Origin of the sequence: Duganella margarita, assembly GCF_009857535.1 — a bacterium.
Classification (GTDB): Bacteria; Pseudomonadota; Gammaproteobacteria; order Burkholderiales; family Burkholderiaceae_D; genus Rugamonas; species Rugamonas margarita.
Genome location: NZ_WWCS01000013.1, coordinates 153,999 through 171,720 on the forward strand (window position 1 = coordinate 153,999; position 17,722 = coordinate 171,720).

Sequence of the window (17,722 nt, forward strand, 5' to 3'; positions counted from 1 at the left end):
TTCACATGATCACTTTGAACATCAACGGCAAGGATGTACAGGTGGACGCAGATCCATCGACGCCCATCCTGTGGGCCTTGCGCGATAACCTCAACATGACCGGCACCAAGTTCGGTTGCGGCATGGCGCTGTGCGGCGCCTGCACCGTGCACCTGGGCGGCCAGGCGATCCGCTCGTGCGTAACGCCGATTTCGGCGGCCGAGGGCCAGAAAATCACCACCATCGAGGCGATGGAAGCCGACAAGGTCGGCAAGGCCGTGCAGGACGCATGGGTCAAGATCGACGTGCCGCAATGCGGTTACTGTCAGAGTGGCCAGATCATGAGCGCCACCGCGCTGCTGCGCACCAACAAGAATCCGTCGGACGCCGAGATCGACAACGCCATGGCCGGGAATATCTGCCGATGTGGCACCTATCAGCGCATCCGCGTTGCCATCAAAGACGCTGCCAAAGCGATTGCCTGAGGAGACCAGCATGCGTATCGAATGGCTAAATCAAGGCTCAGTTGCCACCCCTTTGGTAAGCGGTTCCGCTACGGCGGCGGGCGTGTCGCGCCGCGGCTTCATGAAAGCCGGCGCAGTCGCCGGCGGCGGGCTGGTACTGGGCTTCTTCATGCCCGGCGCGGGCCGCTGGGCCAACGCGCAGCAGGCGCCGGCCAAGGTCTACGAACCGAACGCCTTCCTCCACATCGCGCCGGATAACACGGTGACGGTGCAGGTCAACCGCCTGGAGTTCGGCCAGGGCGTGCAAACGTCGCTGCCGATGCTGATCGCGGAGGAACTGGACGCCGACTGGTCGCAAGTGCGCGGCGCGCTGGCGCCGGCTGGCGATCAATATAAAGATCCTGCGTTCGGCATCCAGATCACCGGCGGCTCGGGCAGTATCGCCCACTCGTACACGCAGTACCGCGAAATCGGCGCCAAGGCGCGCCAGATGCTGATCGCGGCGGCGGCCGAGCAGTGGAAGGTGCCGGCGGCGCAGATCAAGACCGTCAAGGGCACGCTGATCGGCCCTGCCGGCCAGAAGGCCACTTACGGTTCGCTGGCCGATGCGGCCATGAAGCAGCCGGTGCCCGCCACCGTGACGCTGAAAGATCCGAAGGACTTCACGCTGATCGGCAAGCCGACCAGGCGTCTGGACGCGCGCGCCAAATCGACCGGCAAGCAGCAGTTCGGCATCGACTTCAAGGCGCCGGACAGCAAGGTCGCTGTCGTTGCGCGGCCGCCGGTGTTCGGCGCCAAGGTTGCCAAATTCGACGCCAGCAAGGCCAAGGCCATCAAGGGCGTGATCGATGTGCTGGAAGTGAAGACCGACCGTGGCGGCAGCGGCGTGGTGGTGATCGCCGACGGCTACTGGCCGGCCAAGAGCGCGCGCGATGCGCTGGTCATCGACTGGGATACCAGCGGCGTCGATAAAGTCAGCAGCGAGAAGCAGGTAGCCGAGTACAAGGCGCTGGCGCAGAAACCGGGCAATCCGGTGCGCACCGCCGATACCTCCAAGCTGGCCGGCGCGGCGAAGAAAATCTCCGCTGTCTATGAGTTCCCGTACCTGGCGCACGCGCCGATGGAGCCGCTGAATTGCGTGGTCGACCTGCGCAAGGATGGCTGCACGGTGTGGGCCGGCTCGCAGTTCCAGACCGTCGACCAGGGCGCGATTGCCGCCACCGCCGGCCTGAAGCCGGAGCAGGTGGTGCTGAACACGATGATGGCCGGTGGCGGCTTTGGCCGCCGCGCGGTGCCGACTTCGGATTATCTGGTGGAAGCGGTCAATATCGCCAAGGTATGGCAGGCCGCAGGTCACAAGCAGCCGATCAAGGTGATCTGGAGCCGCGAGGACGACATCAAGGGCGGCTACTACCGTCCGTCGCACGTGCACCGCGCCGACATCGGCATCGACGCCAAGGGCGAGATCGTGGCATGGGATCACGTGATCGTCGGCCAGTCGATCACCAGCGGCACGCCGTTTGAGCCGATGATGGTCAAGAACGGCGTCGACTCGACCATGGTTGAAGGCATGGGCGAACCGTACGAAGTGCCGCTGAACCTGAGCGCGCACACCGTCAAGGCCAACGTGCCGGTGCTGTGGTGGCGTTCGGTCGGCTCGACCCATACCGCGTTTGTGATGGAGACCCTGATCGACGAAGCCGCGCATGCGGCCAAGATGGACCCGGTGGCGTATCGCAAAAAGCTGGTAGGCGAGAAGGGCAAGCGCCATATTGCCGCGCTGGACCTGGCAGTGGCCAAATCCGGCTACGGCAAGAAGGCTTTGCCGAAGGGCCAGGCCTACGGCGTGGCGGTGCATGAGTCGTTCAACACCGTGATCGCCTATGTGGTGGTGGCGTCCGTGAAAAACGGCACGCCGAAGCTGCACAAGGTGACGGCGGGCGTCCACTGCAACACGGCGGTCAATCCACTGACCATCGAAGCGCAGATCCAGGGCGCGGCGCTGATGGGCCTCGGCATGACCTTGTCGGGCGCCGCCATCACGCTGAAGGACGGCGTGGTCGAGCAGCAGAACTTCAGCGACTACACCGTGGCGCGCATGACGGACATGCCGGTGATCGATGTGCATATCGTGCCGTCGAACGATCCGCCAACCGGCATGGGTGAACCAGGCCTGCCGCCGCTGGCGCCGGCCTTCGCCAATGCTTTGTTCAAATTGACCGGCAAGCGCCTGCGCAAACTGCCGTTCGATCTGGCGAGCGCCTGAGCCGGATGGCGTTAGTCGGCATTCTGCTGGCAGCCGGACGCGGTCGACGTTTCGACCCGTCCGGCGTAGAAAACAAACTGCTGCAAACGCTGGCCGATGGTGAATTTGTCGTCGCCGCCAGCGCCAGAAATATGCTGGCCGCGCTCCCTCGCGTGCTGGCGGTGGTGCGCGAGGGCGACGACATGGTCGCCGCGCTGCTGGGCCGTCTCGGTTGCGAGGTGCGCGTGTGCGCCGACGCCGACCTGGGTATGGCCGAATCCCTGATTACCGCAATCGAATTTACCAAGGGCGCCGAAGGGTGGCTCATCGGCCTGGGCGACATGCCCTTCGTAAGGCCAGACACCATGCGCGCATTGGCCGCTACAATAGAACGTGGCGCGCGCATTGCGGCGCCGGTGTATGAAGGGCGGCGCGGTAATCCGGTCGCCTTCAGTTCCTATCATTTGCCGTTGCTGCTGGCGCTGGAAGGCGACCAGGGCGCGCGCGCGATTTTAAAGAGCCATGCAGTGAGCGAAGTGGTGGTCGATGACGAAGGCGTGGTGCGCGACATCGACACAAAACAGGATTTATGATGAAAAAACCGAGCAAAACCCTCCCGGCTATCGCCTATACCATCGTTGGCCATGATCTGGCGGCGCACCTGTTCCACGTTTCGGTGACGGTGGCCGCGCCGGCCGAAGGCGGCCAGATTTTCGCGCTGCCGGCGTGGATACCTGGCAGCTATATGATTCGCGAGTTTTCGCGAAATATCGTCCGCATCCGCGCCGAATCGAAGGGCGAGCCGGTCGAGTTGACCAAGCTGGATAAGCATTCGTGGCAGGCCGCGCCGCTGGCCGACCGCAGCGCCGCGCTGACGGTGCACTATGAAGTCTATGCCTGGGATCTGTCGGTGCGCGCCGCGCATCTGGACCAGAACCATGGCTTCTTCAACGGCACCAGCACCTTCCTGCGCGTGCTGGGTCAGGAAGAACTGCCGCACGTGGTGGACATCCAGCGTCCGGCCGACGAAGCTGCCGCCGGCTGGCGCGTGGCCACCTCGCTGCCGGAGCTGAAAGCGAAACGTTATGGATATGGCACCTATATCGCGTCCAGCTACGATGAGCTGATCGACCATCCGGTGGAGCAGGGCGATTTTGCGCTGGCCACCTTCAAGGCACATGGCATTCCGCACGACATCGTCATCACCGGCCGCGTGCCGAACCTGGATCTGGCGCGCCTGAGCGCCGACCTGAAAAAAATCTGCGAAACGCAGATTGCCTTCTTCGAGCCGAAAACCAAAAAAGCGCCGATGGACCGCTACGTCTTCATGACCATGGCGGTGGGCGACGGCTACGGCGGCCTGGAACACCGCGCCTCGACCGCGCTGATCTGCAACCGCGGCGACCTGCCGACCACGGCGGCCAGGGGCAAGGACATCAGCGACGGCTACCTGCAATACCTGGGGCTGTGCAGTCACGAGTACTTCCACACCTGGAACGTCAAGCGCATCAAGCCGGCCGCGTTTGCGCCGTATAACCTGCAGGTCGAGAATTATTCGCCGCTGCTGTGGCTATTTGAAGGCTTTACCAGTTATTACGATGATTTGATGCTGGTGCGCGCCGGAATTATCGGCGAGCCTGCTTATTTCAAATTGCTGGGTAAAACCGTGGGCAGTGTATTGCGCGGCTCCGGCCGCACCAAACAAAGCGTGGCCGATTCCAGTTTCGACGCCTGGGGTAAATATTATCGCCAGGATGAAAATGCACCCAATGCTATCGTCAGTTATTACACCAAGGGTTCGCTGATTGGTTTGGCGCTGGATCTGAGTATTCGCGCCAAAACCGGTGGTGAGAAATCGCTGGATGATGTAATGCGTGCATTATGGCAGCGTTATGGCCGCGATTTTTATACTGGTGGCGGCCGTGGCGTAACGCCGGCAGAGGCGGAAGTCTTATTCGATGAAATCAGCGGTGGCCGCTTCAAGCCATTCTTCGATAAATATATTCGCGGTACGGAAGATTTGCCGCTGGCTAAATTGCTGGCGCCATTCGGCCTTAAATATAATGATGAACGTAAATCGTCCAAGCCGAGTTTCGACGCCAATCTGGGCAAGGACGGCAATGATTGCAAACTGTCCGCCGTCCATGAGAATGGCGCTGCCCAGCAGGCCGGATTATCGGCCGGCGATATTCTGATTGCCGTCGATGGCTTGCGCGTTACCGCGACGAATCTGGATACGCTGCTGTCCCGTTATGCGGTTGGCGAAACGGTGGAAGTTTATGCCTTCCGCCGCGATGAATTAATGCGCTTTGACCTGACGCTGCAAGGCGACCGGGCGCCAGGCATTACCCTGACGGTGGAAGCCGCAGGAAAGAAATCAGCCGGTCCATTACGCCCGAGCGCCAGCCGCTAAAACAACGCTGGAAAAGGCTGCATCCACCGATGCGGCCTTTTTTTCGCCCATTCCATGCCAATTTTTGGCATGTACTCGCCAAGTTCCGGCGTGACTCGGGCGAAATTTCCATTCGCGCGGATTTGTGGTTTAGAATCGCCGCACATGAATTTGCCCGATCCAAACACCATACTGCTGATGGCAACGCTCATGGCTGCTGCCATGAGCGTGGTGCTGTACTCCGCCTATTTAAACTTTCCCAAGGAAATCCACGGCTTGCGCGAATGGGCACAGGCGCTGGTATTATTGGTAAGTGGCGTGGTGCTGTTCGCGCTGCACGGCAAATCCGATATCGTGCTCTTATTCTCCAACGTGGTAATGACCTGGGGATTAGGATTAATGATGATCGGCACCGAGCGTTTTTACCAGGTGCGACCATCCTGGTGGATATTCCACTCGAGCTGGATATTAATCGCTGTGTTGCTGGCGTATTGGCTATGGATTACGCCCAGTTTCAGTATCCGTGTGGCGCTTTCTTCTGTCGTCGTATTTATATTGCATGCGCGTGCCATCTACGTCATATTGAAACATGGCGATTATCATTTCTCGATGTGGTTTTTCGTTACCCTGATGACGATAGAATCCATGATGGTCGGTGTGCGCGGCGTATTGGCGGTGACCAGTAATAGCGATGTTAATCTGCTTGGCGCCGGCACCTTCGCCAGCCTGTATCTGGCTACCGCACATTTCATGACCCTGATGATGACAGTGGGTTTTATGACCGTTTGCACGCGCCGTCTGCAAATTACGCTGGAACGCCGCTCGACGCTGGACCCATTAACCCAGACTTTAAACCGTCGCGGCTTTGCCGATATTTACGCCAAGGAGCATGCCTTGATGCGCCGGGAAAAAACATTCCTGACGATGCTGAATATCGACATCGATTATTTTAAACGGATTAACGATAATCACGGTCACGCCGTGGGCGACCGGGTATTGGTCGATGTGGCGCAAATGATTGCCAAAGCCTTGCGCGTGTCGGACCACGTGGCGCGTTTCGGCGGCGAGGAATTCGTCGTGCTGCTGCCGGCCACTGGGCTGGATCGGGCGCTGCACATCACCGAACGCATCCAGTCGGCGCTGTGCACCGCCCGTCCGGGCGTGCCGCCATACACCGTCAGCATCGGCGTGGCGTGCCAGACCAGCGCAGACGAAAGCCTGGACAACCTGCTTATCCGCGCCGACAAGGCGTTGTATTGCGCTAAGGAAAGAGGCCGCAACCGTTACGAGGTTGCGGCCGAAGTGGTGCAGCCGCTGCGGGCTGCGGCCAGGGCTTAGTTCATTTCGAACAGGCGCGCCAGCTCGGCGCCCGGGTCTTGCGCGCGCATGAAGGCTTCGCCGACCAGGAAGGCGTGCACATTGGCGGCGCGCATGCGCTGCACGTCGGCCGGCGCCAGGATGCCGGATTCGGTGATCACCAGTTTTTCCGGCGGCATGCGGTCCAGCAGGCCGAGAGTGTTCTCCAGCGAGACCTCGAAGGTGCGCAGATTGCGGTTGTTGACGCCCACCAGCGCGGTTTTCAGCTTGAGCGCGGCGGTCAGTTCGTCGCTGTCGTGGGTTTCCACCAGCACGTCCATGCCCAGTTCGTGGGCCACGGCTTCCATTTCCACCATCAGGCCGTGATCCAGCGCGGAGACGATCAGCAGGATCGCATCGGCGCCCATCGCCCGTGCTTCGTAGATTTGGTAGACGTCGACCATGAAGTCCTTGCGCAGCACCGGCAGCGAACAGGCGGCGCGCGCCTGCTGCAGGTAGGCCACGGAACCCTGGAAGAACTGCTCGTCGGTCAGCACCGACAGCGCGGCGGAGCCATTGGCCTCGTAGCTGGCGGCGATTTCCGCCGGACGGAAGTCGGCGCGCAGCACGCCTTTGGACGGCGATGCCTTTTTGATTTCGGTGATGACGCCGGCGTGGCCGGCGGCGATCTTGGCGCGCAGGCTGGCTTCGAAGCCGCGCAGGCCGGCGCGCAGTTCGGCGTTGGATTCCACCTCGTCGCGCAGGCTGGGGAAGCTGCGGTATTTTTTGGCGGCTGCCACTTCGTCGGCTTTCACGGCCAGGATTTTGTTCAGAATATCAGACATTAACGTTGCTCCGAGAGTGCAAGGCGCACGCCGAGGGCCAGGAACAGGCCACCCATGGTGCGGTTCAGCCACAGCGACACCAGCGGCTTGATGTTCAAGCGCGTGCTGGCAAAAGCGGTGAATAAGGCCAAACCGTGGCAATACAGCATGCCATTAAAATTAAAAATCGCGCCGAGGATGATGAAGGCCAGCGGCTTGTTGCTGGAATCGGCCGCGATAAATTGTGGCACGAACGCCAGGAAGAACAGCGCCACTTTGGGATTCAGCACGTTGGTCAGAAAACCCTGCAGGAAGATCTTGCGCCACGCGAGCGGCTGCACCGCTGGCGCCTCTGCTTGCGGTTCCTCGTCGCGCAGCTTCGCGCGCAGCATGCCGATGCCCATGTAGACGATGTAGGCCGCGCCGATCCACTTCACCACCGTGAACGCGGCGGCGGAGGTGGACAGCAATGCCGACAAGCCCAGCGCCGCAGCCAGGATATGCACCATGGTGCCGGTGCAGATGCCCAGCGTGGCGGCCGATCCGGCGCGCCAGCCCTGCGCCGCGCTGCGCGTCATGATCAGCAGCGAATCGGGTCCGGGCATGAGGTTCAGCAGCAGGCCCGAGATGATAAACAGCGTAAGATCGTGAATTCCAAACATATCGTTATCCTTCGCCCCGTCGTTCCCGCGCAGGCGGGACCCCATAGGCCGTATGGATTCCCGCCTGCGCGGGAATGACGCGTTAGCTGCCGAGGTTTTGTGTAACCTGGACGAATTGATCGATCTTGCGCAGCGCCGCGCCGGAGGTAATCGCAAAGCGCGCGCGCTTCAGGCCATCTTCGATCGAGCTGGCCACACCGGCCGCGTACAGTGCGGTGCCGGCGTTGAGCGACACGATATCGTAGGCCGGGCCGGCTTCGCCGCGCAGCGCTTCCATCATGCGCTGCTTGGATTCCTCCGCATCGGCCACCTTCAGGTTGCGGCTGGCGATCATCTGCATGCCGAAATCCTCCGGGTGAATCTCGTATTCGCGGATCTCGCCGTTCACCAGTTCACCGACCAGGGTGGCGGCGCCCAGCGACACCTCGTCCATATTGTCCTGGCCATATACCACGATGGCGTGCTGCGCGCCGAGGCGTTGCAGCACGCGCACCTGAATACCCACCAGGTCAGCGTGGAATACGCCCATCAGGATATTCGGCGCGCCGGCCGGATTGGTCAGCGGTCCCAGAATATTAAAGATCGAGCGCACGCCCAGTTCCTTGCGCACCGGCGCCACATGCTTCATGGCCGCATGGTGGTTAGGCGCGAACATGAAGCCGATGCCGGTCTGCGCGATCGACTGCGCGATCTGCTCCGGCTTCAGGTTGATGTTGGCGCCCAGCGATTCGATCACGTCGGCGCTGCCCGACGACGACGATACACTGCGGCCGCCATGCTTGGCCACGCGCGCGCCGGCCGCCGCCGCGACGAACATTGCGGTGGTGGAGATGTTGAAGGTGTGCGCGCCGTCGCCGCCGGTGCCGACGATGTCCAGCAGGCCGGTGGTGTCGGCCATCGGCACCTTGGTGGAGAACTCGCGCATCACTTGCGCGGCGGCGGCGATTTCGCCGATGGTTTCTTTTTTCACGCGCAGGCCCATGGTGAGGGCCGCGATCATGGTCGGCGACATTTCGCCGGACATAATCTGGCGGAACAGGTGCAGCATCTCGTCGTGGAAAATCTCGCGGTGTTCGATGCAGCGCACCAGCGCTTCTTGGTGGGTGATAGGCATGGCTTTTCCTTCTTTAATCAGCGGACGAGGAAGTTCTTCAACAGTTGGTGGCCGTGTTCCGACAGGATCGACTCGGGGTGGAACTGCACGCCCTCGATGTCGTATTCCTTGTGTCGCACGCCCATGATTTCACCGTCGTCGGTCCATGCCGTCACTTCCAGGCAGGACGGCAGCGAGCTGCGCTCGATGGCCAACGAGTGATACCGGATCACTGTGAAGGGAGAAGGGAGGTCCTTGAAGACGCCCACACCCGTATGCGCGATTAAAGAAGTTTTGCCATGCATGACCTGCCTGGCGCGGATTACCTTGCCGCCGAACGCTTCGCCGATGGCCTGGTGGCCAAGGCACACGCCCAGAATCGGCTTCTTGCCGGCGAAGTGCTTCAGCACCTCGATGGAGATACCTGCCTGCGACGGGTCTTTCGGACCTGGCGAAATGCAGATGTGGTCCGGATTCAGCGCCTCGATCTCCGCAATCGTGATTTCATCATTGCGGTAGACGCGCACGTCTTCACCCAGTTCGCCGAAATACTGCACGATGTTGTAGGTGAAGGAGTCGTAATTGTCGATCATCAGCAGCATGTTAGAACTCCCCATCCAGACCATCTTGCACTTGCTCGGCGGCGCGCAGCACCGCACGCGCCTTGTGTTCCGTTTCCTGCCATTCCATTTCGGCGATCGAGTCGGCGACGATGCCGGCGGCGGCCTGCACGTACAGGTTGCCGTCCTTGATTACGCCGGTGCGGATCGCAATCGCCACGTCCATCTCGCCGCCAAACGACAGGTAGCCGCAGGCGCCGCCGTAGATGCCGCGCTTGGAGATTTCCAGTTCGTCGATGACTTCCATCGCCCGCACTTTCGGCGCGCCGGTCAGGGTGCCGGCCGGGAAGGTGGCGCGCAGTACGTCCAGGTTGGACAGGCCGTCTTTCAGCTTGCCCTCGACGTTGGAGACGATGTGCTGCACATGCGAGTATTTTTCGATGATCAGGCGGTCGGTGACCTTGACGCTGCCGATTTCCGAGATGCGGCCCAGGTCATTGCGCGCCAGGTCGATCAGCATCACGTGTTCGGCGATTTCCTTCTGGTCCGCCAGCAGTTCCCTGGCCAGTTCCGCATCGCGTTCCGGCGTGGCGCCGCGCGGGCGGGTACCGGCGATAGGACGCAGCGTGACTTTTTTCTCGCCATCCGGCGCGGTCTCGTTGCGTACCAAAATCTCCGGCGAGGCGCCGACGATCTGCATATCGCCGAAATTGTAGAAGTACATATACGGCGACGGATTCAGCGAACGCAGCGCGCGGTACAGGCTCAGTGGCGAATCGACATACGGCTTGCGAATGCGCTGGCCGATCTGCACCTGCATCAAGTCGCCGGCCAGCACGTATTCGTGGGCGCGGGCGACGGCTTTCAGATAATCTTCCTTGGCGAATTCGCGCACGGCTTCGGTGCGCACCGAGGCGCTGGTCACCGGCGCTTCAACGCCACGGCGCAGCATCACGCGCAGGTCTTTCAGGCGCTGCTTGGCTTTCGAATACGACTCCGGCTGCGTGGTGTCGGCGTAGACGATCAGATACAGCTTGCCGCTCAGGTTATCGATGACGGCCAGTTCCTCGGTCACCATCAGCTGGATGTCAGGCAGGCCCAGGTCATCCTTCTGCGCGCCGTTGGCCAGGGTTTTCTCGATGTGGCGCACGGTGTCGTAACCGAAGTAGCCGGCCAGGCCGCCGCAGAAACGCGGCATGCCGGGTCGGATCGCCACTTTAAAGCGCTTCTGGTAGGTCTCGATGAAGTCCAGCGGATTGCCGTCGTGGGTCTCGATCACCGTGCCGTTCTTGACGATCTCGGTGCGGTTGCCGAAGGTGCGCAGAAGCGTGGTGGCCGGCAGGCCGATGAAGGAGTAGCGGCCGAAACGCTCGCCGCCCACTACTGACTCCAGCAGGAAGGTGTTCTTGCCGGCGTTCTGGGTCTGCGCCAGTTTGAGGTACAGCGTGAGCGGGGTTTCGAGGTCGGCGAAGGCTTCCGCGATCAACGGGATGCGGTTATAGCCGTCGGTGGCCAACGATTTGAATTCGAGTTCGGTCATATCTTCTCTCCATGCCGCCGGAATAAGGAGGTGTGCCAGCGGTGGTGTGTTCAAAAAACCTGTCGCGCATGGGAATGCGGACGACAGCAATCAATTCGGCTCAGTTTTGCCAGGATTGCCAGCGTCGCCAAAGCCAGGCCTCAATCGAGCCTGTTTGGTTGACGGTGTGTTTTTTGGTGAGAGACATTTCGGTCAGGTTTGGTTCAGCTAACGGTTAATTATGCGAACGGATCAGGCTTGCCGCTTCTAGCAGCGTATTAACTATACCATCGGAATCGATGTCGTGTATAGACTCTCCGTGGTTATAACCATATGGCACGGTCAGCACCGGGCAGCCGGCGGCGCGCGCGGCCTGGGCGTCGTTGGAGGAGTCGCCGATGGCCACCACCTGTGATGGCGGCAGGTCGAAGTCGGCGCACACGGTTTGCAGCGGCAGCGGGTCCGGCTTCTTGCGCGGCAGCGAGTCGCCGCCGTAGACCACCTCGAAAAAGCCGTCCAGGCCTTTCTGCTTCAGCAGCGGCGTGGTGAAGGCGATCGGCTTGTTGGTCACGCAGGCCAGGCGCAGGCCCTGCGCCTTCAGGGCGGTCAGGCCCGCGATCACGTCCGGATACAGCACGCTGTGATTGCCGTTGATGCTCAGGTAGTGGCGCTGGTAGGCGTCCATCGCTGGCGCAAACGCTGCCTCGATGCGGTCCGCGTCCCAATCCAGCGCCAGGACGGAGCGGATCAGGTTTTCCGAGCCTTTGCCGACCATCAGCGCGATCTGCTGCTGCGTGATCGGGCCCAGGCCCAGTTCCGCGCGCATGCCGTTGATCGCGACGTGGAAGTCGGGGATCGTGTCCAGCATGGTGCCGTCGAGGTCAATGATTGCGGCGCGCACGCCTGCCAGTACGCTCATTCTTATGCCTTGGCCAGGTTGGCGCGCATGGCGTCGATCACGGCCTTGTAGTCGGGCTGGCCGAAGATGGCGGAGCCGGCCACGAAGGTGTCGGCGCCGGCGGCAGCGGCAGCGGCGATGTTGTCGATCTTGATGCCGCCGTCGACTTCCAGCAGGATGTCGCGGCCGGAATCGTCGATCAGGCGGCGCGCCTCAGCGATTTTCTTCAGCGCGTGCGGAATGAAGGACTGGCCGCCGAAGCCCGGGTTGACCGACATGATCAGGATCATGTCGATCTTGTCCATCACGTGTTCCAGGTAGCTCAGCGGGGTGGCCGGATTGAATACCAGGCCGGCCTTGCAGCCGTGGTCGCGGATCAGTTGCAGCGAACGGTCGATGTGGTCCGACGCTTCCGGGTGGAAGGTGATGATGTTGGCGCCGGCCTTGGCGAAGTCCGGGATGATGCGGTCGACCGGCTTGACCATCAGGTGCACATCGATCGGCACTTCCACGTGCGGACGGATCGCCTGGCACACCAGCGGGCCGATGGTCAGGTTGGGAACATAATGGTTGTCCATCACGTCAAAGTGGATCATGTCGGCGCCGGCCGATACGACGTTGCGGACTTCTTCACCCAGGCGGGCGAAGTCGGCGGACAGGATGCTGGGAGCGATGCGGAAAGTGGTCATGGCGTTGGGCTGGCATTGAAAAAGATGCGTTATTTTACGCTGGTCCACGCCATTGCGCCTGTTTTCAGGTGCGCCGTCCTTGCATACAGGGCGGATTTGCGGTGCAATGGATGCTTGGCGATATATGATCGCCAAGCTTGCTTTTTAGAGGAATGTTGATGCCCACTTATGAATTTACCGTGTCGGTCAGAACCCAGTACCTGCCGGACCAGTCGGACCCGGAACGCACTAATTTTGTGTTTACGTACTCGATTACGATCAAAAACACCGGCACGGTGGCGGCGCAGCTGATCTCGCGCCATTGGGTGATCACGGACGCCAACAACCATGTGGAAGAAGTGCGCGGACTGGGCGTGGTCGGCCATCAGCCGCTGCTGCAGCCAGGCGAAGTGTTCGAATACACCAGCGGCGCCGCGCTGCAAACCACGCAGGGCTCGATGGTTGGCGAATATTTCTGCGTGGCCGAGGATGGTCACCAGTTCGAAGTCAAGATCCCGGAATTCGTGCTGTCGCTGCCGCGCACGCTGCATTGATCACTTCTTGCCCTTCATGGTCCACCAGACGATGAACACCAGCAGGAAAAACGCCACGCCCGCTTCCACCATTAATACCCACATAGTTAGCCTTTATGTTATCTCCACGTCGTAGTCTACCCGTTTCGCTGAGCGTCGTCGCGCTGGCGCTGGCCGCTTGTACTTCCACGCCGCTGCCGCCTGAAAAACCGGCCCAGCCGGCGCCGCCGGTGTTCGTGCCGGTGCCGCCAACGCCAACGCCAACGCCAACGCCAACGCCAACGCCAACGCCAACGCCGCCGGCGGAACCGGCCAAGCCGGGCGCGCTGCAAATGGTGCCGGCCACCTTCGCCCAGCTGCCCGGCTGGGAACGCGACGACCTGCGCGCCGCCTGGCCGGCGTTCATGTCGTCATGCTCGGTGCTGATCAAACAGGCGCTGTGGAAGGAATCGTGCACCGTGGCGCGCACCGTCAACGGCAACGATGAAAAAGCCATCCGCACCTTCTTTGAAGCTTTCCTGGAGCCGAACCAGGTGATCGCCCCCGACGGCGCCACCGACGGCCTGATCACCGGCTACTACGAGCCACTGCTGCACGGCGCCCGCAAGAAGGGCGGCCCGTACCAGACCCCGCTGTACAAGGTGCCGGACGATATGCTGACCATCGACCTGGCCAGCGTCTACCCTGAACTGAAGGGCATGCGCCTGCGCGGTAAACTGGTGGGCAAGAAGGTGGTGCCGTATTCGACCCGCGCCGATATCGAGTCGGCCAATTTCAGCGGCAAGGAGCTGCTGTGGGTGGATGATCCGGTGGAATCGTTCTTCCTGCAGGTGCAGGGGTCGGGCCGCGTGCAGCTGAGCGACACCGGCGAAACCGTGCGCGTGGCGTATGCCGACCAGAATGGCCAGCCGTATAAATCGATCGGCAAGTATCTGGTGGAGAAGGGCGAGTTGACGCTGGAGCAGGCCTCGGCGCAGGGCATCAAGGCGTGGATCGCCGGCCATCCGACCCGCATGCAGGAGCTGTTCAACGCCAATCCGAGCTATGTGTTCTTTAAAGAGGAGCGCCTGCCGGATCCGAAAGTGGGGCCGAAAGGTTCGCTGGGCGTGCCGCTGACGCCGCAACGCTCGGTGGCCATCGACGCCACCCAGCTGCCGCAGGGGGCGCCGGTGTTCCTGTCCACCACCCAGCCGAACAGCGATATTCCGCTGCAGCGGCTGGTGATGGCGCAGGATACGGGCGGCGCCATCCGTGGCGCAATCCGGGTCGACTATTTCTTCGGCTTTGGCGCCGAGGCGGCCGAGAATGCGGGCCGCATGAAGCAGCGCGGCAGCGTCTGGGTGCTGCTGCCTAAAAAGATCTAACGCAAAACCAGCACGGGCAGCGTGGTGTGCGACAGCACGCTCTGGGTTTCGCTGCCCATCAGCAGCTTGCTCAGGCCACTGCGGCCGTGCGACGCCATCATGATCAGGTCGCAGCCGTACTTCTCGGCGGCGGCCACAATCTCTTCATAGGGATTGGGCGACATCGCAATCACGCCCTCAAATGGTATGCCGGCCGTATTGGCGGCCGCCGCCACCCGCTCGATATGGGCGCGGGCGGCGTCCTGCATCTGGATTTCGTACTGGCCGGCGTCGGCCACGGCGCCGCTGTCGCCCAGCGATGGCAGCAGCAGCGGCTGGATCACCGTCAGCGCCGTGATGCGCGACTGGTGCAGGCGGGCGAATTCCACCGCGATCGCGGTGGCTTTGTCGGACAGCTCGGAGCCGTCGGTCGGCAGTAGAATGGATTTGAACATGGCTAACTCCTGTCATTGAACACTGGAGCCAGCCTACTGGCTAGTCAGCTTTTCTGGCGCACGGGTGGCGACAGCGCCAGGACGATCATCAGCACGATGGCGCCGGCCGCCACGCAGGCCAGGCCGGTGCGGATGCTGAAGTGTTCGCCGAGGTAGCCGCCGGCCAGCGCGCCGAGCGGCGCGATCGCCCCGGTCAGGAAGCGCATGGTCGACATCATGCGGCCCAGGTAGGCGTCCGGCGTGACCTGCTGGCGCAGCGTGGTGTAGGGCAGCAGGAACAGCATCACGCCGCAATCGAGGAAAAACGACATGGCGGCGCACAGCATGGCGCTGGCCAGCGGATAGCCGAACAGATTGGCCGGGATCAGCGGCGTGACGATGTAGGCCACCGTGCACAGCCCCATGCCGAACAGCATCGCGCCGGTGGCGCCATAGCGCCGGGTCAGCGGCTTCAGTAGCAGGGAGCTGGCCAGCACACCGACCCCGCCGACCATCTGCGCCGCGCCCAGCATGCCGGCGCTCATGCCCAGTTCGCGCGTGGCGAAAATCACATGCAGCGCCACAAAACCATAAAACAGTAGATGCCAGCAGCCCGAGGCCCAGGCCAGCGCGCGCAGCAGCGGCTGGCGCCAGATGAACAGGATGCCGTCGTGGATGTCGCGCAGCGGATGCTTGTTGGACGGCGGCGGCTTGGGATCGTTGGCCTTCAGCTTGCGCAGCAGCCTGATCGAGACCAGGAAGCCGAAGGCGTTCAGCAGCACCGCATAGGGCGCGGTCAGCCACTGGATCAGCAGGCCGGCAAAGCCCGGCGCCACCAGGCGGGCGATGGAATCGGTGGCGGTGAACTTGGACTGGGCGTCGGTCAGCTTGTCGCGGCCGATCATATTGGTCAGGAATACCTGCTCGGCGCCGCCGCCCACCACAGCGCAGGCACCGGTAACGAACGACACCACATACATCCACTCCACCGTCAGCAGACCCAGCCACCATGCCAGCGGGATGCTGGCCAGGGCGGTGGCCTGGATCGCCTTGCTGGCCAGCAGGATCGGCAGTTTTCGGTTGCGGTCGAGGAACACACCGGCGGGCAGGGCCAGCAGCGCAAACGGCAGCGCCGCCGCCGCGCCCATCATGCCCATCTGCGCCGGCGAGGCTTTTAATAGCAGCACCGCGCACAGCGGCAGCGCCAGTCCGCTGATATAGCTGCCAAAGCCATTCAGGATGGCGCTCGACCAGTAACGGCGGAAATCGCCGTTGCGCATCAATTCGTCGTTGCTGAGGGCGTTAAGAATGGGAGACTCTTGAATGCAGGTTGCCAAATTTCAATCATACCAGCGGCGGAGATAGGCGCTACAATCGGCCGGTAAATTTTCCACCTGGAGGAACGTATGGCATATGAAGACCTGATCGTTGAAGTGCACGACAAAGTAGCCCTGATCTGTCTGAACCGTCCGAAGGCGCTGAATGCGCTCAACGACAATATGATGAACGAGCTGGGCGACGCTTTATATAAGTTCGACGCCGACCCGGCCATCGGCTGCATCGTGCTGACCGGCAGCGAGAAAGCGTTTGCCGCAGGAGCCGACATCGCCGCCATGGTGGACTACACCTACCCGGACACCCATCGCGACAACTATATAGGCCGCAACTGGGAGCACATCCTGCGCATCCGCAAACCGGTGGTGGGCGCCGTGGCCGGCTACGCGCTGGGCGGCGGCTGCGAACTGGCCATGATGTGCGACTTTCTGATCGCTGCGGACAACGCCAAGTTCGGCCAGCCGGAAATCAAGGTCGGCGTGACGCCCGGCGCCGGCGGCACCCAGCGCCTGCCGCGCGCCATCGGCAAGGCCAAGGCCATGGACCTGTTGCTGACCGCCCGGACGATTGATGCCGCCGAAGCCGAGCGCATCGGCCTGGTGTCGCGCGTGGTGCCGGCCGATAAGCTGCTGGAAGAAGTGCTGACCGCCGCCAAACAGATCGCCGCCATGCCGACTTCGGTGGCCATGCAGATCAAGGATGCGGTCAACCGCGCCTTTGAAACCACGCTGTCGCAAGGCGTGGCATATGAGCGCCAGTTGTTCCAGTCCGGCTTCGGCACGCCGGCGCAAAAAGAGGGCATGAAAGCTTTCTTGGAAAAGCGCTTGCCAAACTTCGAGGGGCTTTGATATGATTCGGTCCCTCGCAAGGCAACGCATGTAAATGCTGAGTTAAGCGGGGAAAAAGAAGGTTGACGAAATGCTGCAAACGCTTCATACTCTTCCTTCTTCGCTGACAGACAAAACGCTTTGTCAGCATGCAGTACAGAATGATCTTTAAAAATTTACAGTCGATAAATGTGGGCGTTTGATGCTGCAACAAAAAGCATTAAATGCTCAACAAAGAAATATTCAGTAGAAATACTGTCAGTATTTTTGAGAAGAGCGAACCAGTGACCAGCAGTGGTCACAAACAGAGATTAAACTAAAGAGTTTGATCCTGGCTCAGATTGAACGCTGGCGGCATGCCTTACACATGCAAGTCGAACGGCAGCGCGGGGCAACCTGGCGGCGAGTGGCGAACGGGTGAGTAATATATCGGAACGTACCCTGGAGTGGGGGATAACGTAGCGAAAGTTACGCTAATACCGCATACGATCTAAGGATGAAAGTGGGGGATCGCAAGACCTCATGCTCCTGGAGCGGCCGATATCTGATTAGCTAGTTGGTAGGGTAAAAGCCTACCAAGGCATCGATCAGTAGCTGGTCTGAGAGGACGACCAGCCACACTGGAACTGAGACACGGTCCAGACTCCTAC

General features: G+C 61.4%; 17 protein-coding genes and 1 rRNA gene. 9 read left to right on the forward strand and 9 right to left on the reverse strand.

The genetic code is table 11. The features are described 5' to 3' along the window. Positions 1-5: 5 nt before the first annotated feature. The 5 genes from GTP55_RS19810 to GTP55_RS19830 all read left to right on the forward strand — a co-directional run bounded on the left by GTP55_RS19810 (position 6) and on the right by GTP55_RS19830 (position 6,418). Positions 6-464, forward strand: coding sequence for a (2Fe-2S)-binding protein (locus tag GTP55_RS19810; RefSeq protein ID WP_110846622.1), 459 nt, complete (start codon positions 6-8; stop codon positions 462-464). Between the two features lie 10 nt (positions 465-474). Beyond that, complete coding sequence (locus GTP55_RS19815; protein WP_161046582.1) at positions 475-2,709, forward strand: xanthine dehydrogenase family protein molybdopterin-binding subunit; 2,235 nt, start codon at positions 475-477, stop codon at positions 2,707-2,709. A 5-nt stretch (positions 2,710-2,714) separates the two neighbouring features. After that, complete coding sequence (locus GTP55_RS19820) at positions 2,715-3,281, forward strand: nucleotidyltransferase family protein (RefSeq protein ID WP_161046583.1); 567 nt, start codon at positions 2,715-2,717, stop codon at positions 3,279-3,281. After that, a complete protein-coding gene (locus tag GTP55_RS19825; RefSeq protein WP_161046584.1) occupies positions 3,281-5,101 on the forward strand; it encodes a M61 family metallopeptidase in 1,821 nt (606 codons plus the stop codon). The genes GTP55_RS19820 and GTP55_RS19825 overlap by 1 nt, the downstream gene beginning before the upstream one ends. A gap of 144 nt (positions 5,102-5,245) precedes the next feature. Then, positions 5,246-6,418, forward strand: a complete 1,173-nt coding sequence (locus GTP55_RS19830; RefSeq protein WP_229258066.1) for a GGDEF domain-containing protein — start codon at positions 5,246-5,248, stop codon at positions 6,416-6,418. On the opposite strand, the gene trpC is transcribed toward GTP55_RS19830, so the two are convergent. The 7 genes from trpC to rpe all read right to left on the reverse strand — a co-directional run bounded on the left by trpC (position 6,415) and on the right by rpe (position 12,621). Next, positions 6,415-7,221: an indole-3-glycerol phosphate synthase TrpC gene (gene trpC / locus GTP55_RS19835; RefSeq protein ID WP_161046585.1), complete on the reverse strand. Its 807-nt coding sequence runs from the start codon at positions 7,219-7,221 to the stop codon at positions 6,415-6,417. The genes GTP55_RS19830 and trpC overlap by 4 nt on opposite strands. Continuing rightward, complete coding sequence (locus GTP55_RS19840) at positions 7,221-7,862, reverse strand: LysE family translocator (protein ID WP_161046586.1); 642 nt, start codon at positions 7,860-7,862, stop codon at positions 7,221-7,223. The genes trpC and GTP55_RS19840 overlap by 1 nt, the downstream gene beginning before the upstream one ends. Positions 7,863-7,944: 82 nt before the next feature. Next, positions 7,945-8,976 carry an anthranilate phosphoribosyltransferase gene (gene trpD / locus GTP55_RS19845; RefSeq protein ID WP_161046587.1) on the reverse strand — a complete coding sequence of 344 codons (1,032 nt, stop codon included), beginning with the start codon at positions 8,974-8,976 and terminating at the stop codon, positions 7,945-7,947. A 17-nt stretch (positions 8,977-8,993) separates the two neighbouring features. After that, complete coding sequence (locus tag GTP55_RS19850) at positions 8,994-9,557, reverse strand: anthranilate synthase component II (protein WP_161046588.1); 564 nt, start codon at positions 9,555-9,557, stop codon at positions 8,994-8,996. A 1-nt stretch (position 9,558) separates the two neighbouring features. After that, positions 9,559-11,055, reverse strand: a complete 1,497-nt coding sequence (gene trpE / locus GTP55_RS19855) for an anthranilate synthase component I (protein ID WP_161046589.1) — start codon at positions 11,053-11,055, stop codon at positions 9,559-9,561. 214 nt (positions 11,056-11,269) lie between these two features. Then, entirely contained in the window at positions 11,270-11,953 is a 684-nt protein-coding gene (locus GTP55_RS19860; RefSeq protein WP_161046590.1) for a phosphoglycolate phosphatase, read from the reverse strand. 2 nt (positions 11,954-11,955) lie between these two features. Next, positions 11,956-12,621 carry a ribulose-phosphate 3-epimerase gene (rpe, locus tag GTP55_RS19865; RefSeq protein WP_161046591.1) on the reverse strand — a complete coding sequence of 222 codons (666 nt, stop codon included), beginning with the start codon at positions 12,619-12,621 and terminating at the stop codon, positions 11,956-11,958. A 158-nt stretch (positions 12,622-12,779) separates the two neighbouring features. Between rpe and apaG the strand changes: the two genes are divergently transcribed. Beyond that, on the forward strand, positions 12,780-13,154 hold the full coding sequence (gene apaG, locus GTP55_RS19870; RefSeq protein ID WP_161046592.1) for a Co2+/Mg2+ efflux facilitator ApaG/CorD: 375 nt from the start codon (positions 12,780-12,782) through the stop codon (positions 13,152-13,154). Positions 13,155-13,249: 95 nt separating this feature from the next. Then, complete coding sequence (gene mltA / locus GTP55_RS19875; protein WP_161046593.1) at positions 13,250-14,497, forward strand: murein transglycosylase A; 1,248 nt, start codon at positions 13,250-13,252, stop codon at positions 14,495-14,497. Here mltA and GTP55_RS19880 read toward each other — a convergent pair. Together GTP55_RS19880 and GTP55_RS19885 are read right to left on the reverse strand one after the other, a co-directional pair. After that, a complete protein-coding gene (locus GTP55_RS19880; protein WP_161046594.1) occupies positions 14,494-14,931 on the reverse strand; it encodes a universal stress protein in 438 nt (145 codons plus the stop codon). The two genes, mltA and GTP55_RS19880, sit on opposite strands and share 4 nt — an antisense overlap. 44 nt (positions 14,932-14,975) lie before the next feature. Then, on the reverse strand, positions 14,976-16,190 hold the full coding sequence (locus GTP55_RS19885) for an MFS transporter (RefSeq protein ID WP_161046595.1): 1,215 nt from the start codon (positions 16,188-16,190) through the stop codon (positions 14,976-14,978). Between the two features lie 126 nt (positions 16,191-16,316). Here GTP55_RS19885 and GTP55_RS19890 point away from each other — a divergent pair, with 126 nt between their 5' ends. After that, complete coding sequence (locus GTP55_RS19890) at positions 16,317-17,093, forward strand: enoyl-CoA hydratase (RefSeq protein WP_161046596.1); 777 nt, start codon at positions 16,317-16,319, stop codon at positions 17,091-17,093. A gap of 292 nt (positions 17,094-17,385) precedes the next feature. Then, positions 17,386-17,722 (forward strand): 16S ribosomal RNA (locus GTP55_RS19895); the annotation flags it as partial.

Coding starts and splice junctions, on each gene's coding strand:
- GTP55_RS19860 (WP_161046590.1), bottom strand. CDS start 11,953: ATGAGCGTACTGGCAGGCGTGCGCGCCGCAATCATTGACCTCGACGGC.
- GTP55_RS19820 (WP_161046583.1), top strand. CDS start 2,715: ATGGCGTTAGTCGGCATTCTGCTGGCAGCCGGACGCGGTCGACGTTTC.
- trpE (WP_161046589.1), bottom strand. CDS start 11,055: ATGACCGAACTCGAATTCAAATCGTTGGCCACCGACGGCTATAACCGC.
- apaG (WP_161046592.1), top strand. CDS start 12,780: ATGCCCACTTATGAATTTACCGTGTCGGTCAGAACCCAGTACCTGCCG.
- GTP55_RS19840 (WP_161046586.1), bottom strand. CDS start 7,862: ATGTTTGGAATTCACGATCTTACGCTGTTTATCATCTCGGGCCTGCTG.
- rpe (WP_161046591.1), bottom strand. CDS start 12,621: ATGACCACTTTCCGCATCGCTCCCAGCATCCTGTCCGCCGACTTCGCC.
- trpD (WP_161046587.1), bottom strand. CDS start 8,976: ATGCCTATCACCCACCAAGAAGCGCTGGTGCGCTGCATCGAACACCGC.
- GTP55_RS19810 (WP_110846622.1), top strand. CDS start 6: ATGATCACTTTGAACATCAACGGCAAGGATGTACAGGTGGACGCAGAT.
- GTP55_RS19890 (WP_161046596.1), top strand. CDS start 16,317: ATGGCATATGAAGACCTGATCGTTGAAGTGCACGACAAAGTAGCCCTG.
- GTP55_RS19885 (WP_161046595.1), bottom strand. CDS start 16,190: ATGCGCAACGGCGATTTCCGCCGTTACTGGTCGAGCGCCATCCTGAAT.
- GTP55_RS19815 (WP_161046582.1), top strand. CDS start 475: ATGCGTATCGAATGGCTAAATCAAGGCTCAGTTGCCACCCCTTTGGTA.
- trpC (WP_161046585.1), bottom strand. CDS start 7,221: ATGTCTGATATTCTGAACAAAATCCTGGCCGTGAAAGCCGACGAAGTG.
- GTP55_RS19825 (WP_161046584.1), top strand. CDS start 3,281: ATGAAAAAACCGAGCAAAACCCTCCCGGCTATCGCCTATACCATCGTT.
- GTP55_RS19880 (WP_161046594.1), bottom strand. CDS start 14,931: ATGTTCAAATCCATTCTACTGCCGACCGACGGCTCCGAGCTGTCCGAC.
- mltA (WP_161046593.1), top strand. CDS start 13,250: ATGTTATCTCCACGTCGTAGTCTACCCGTTTCGCTGAGCGTCGTCGCG.
- GTP55_RS19830 (WP_229258066.1), top strand. CDS start 5,246: ATGAATTTGCCCGATCCAAACACCATACTGCTGATGGCAACGCTCATG.
- GTP55_RS19850 (WP_161046588.1), bottom strand. CDS start 9,557: ATGCTGCTGATGATCGACAATTACGACTCCTTCACCTACAACATCGTG.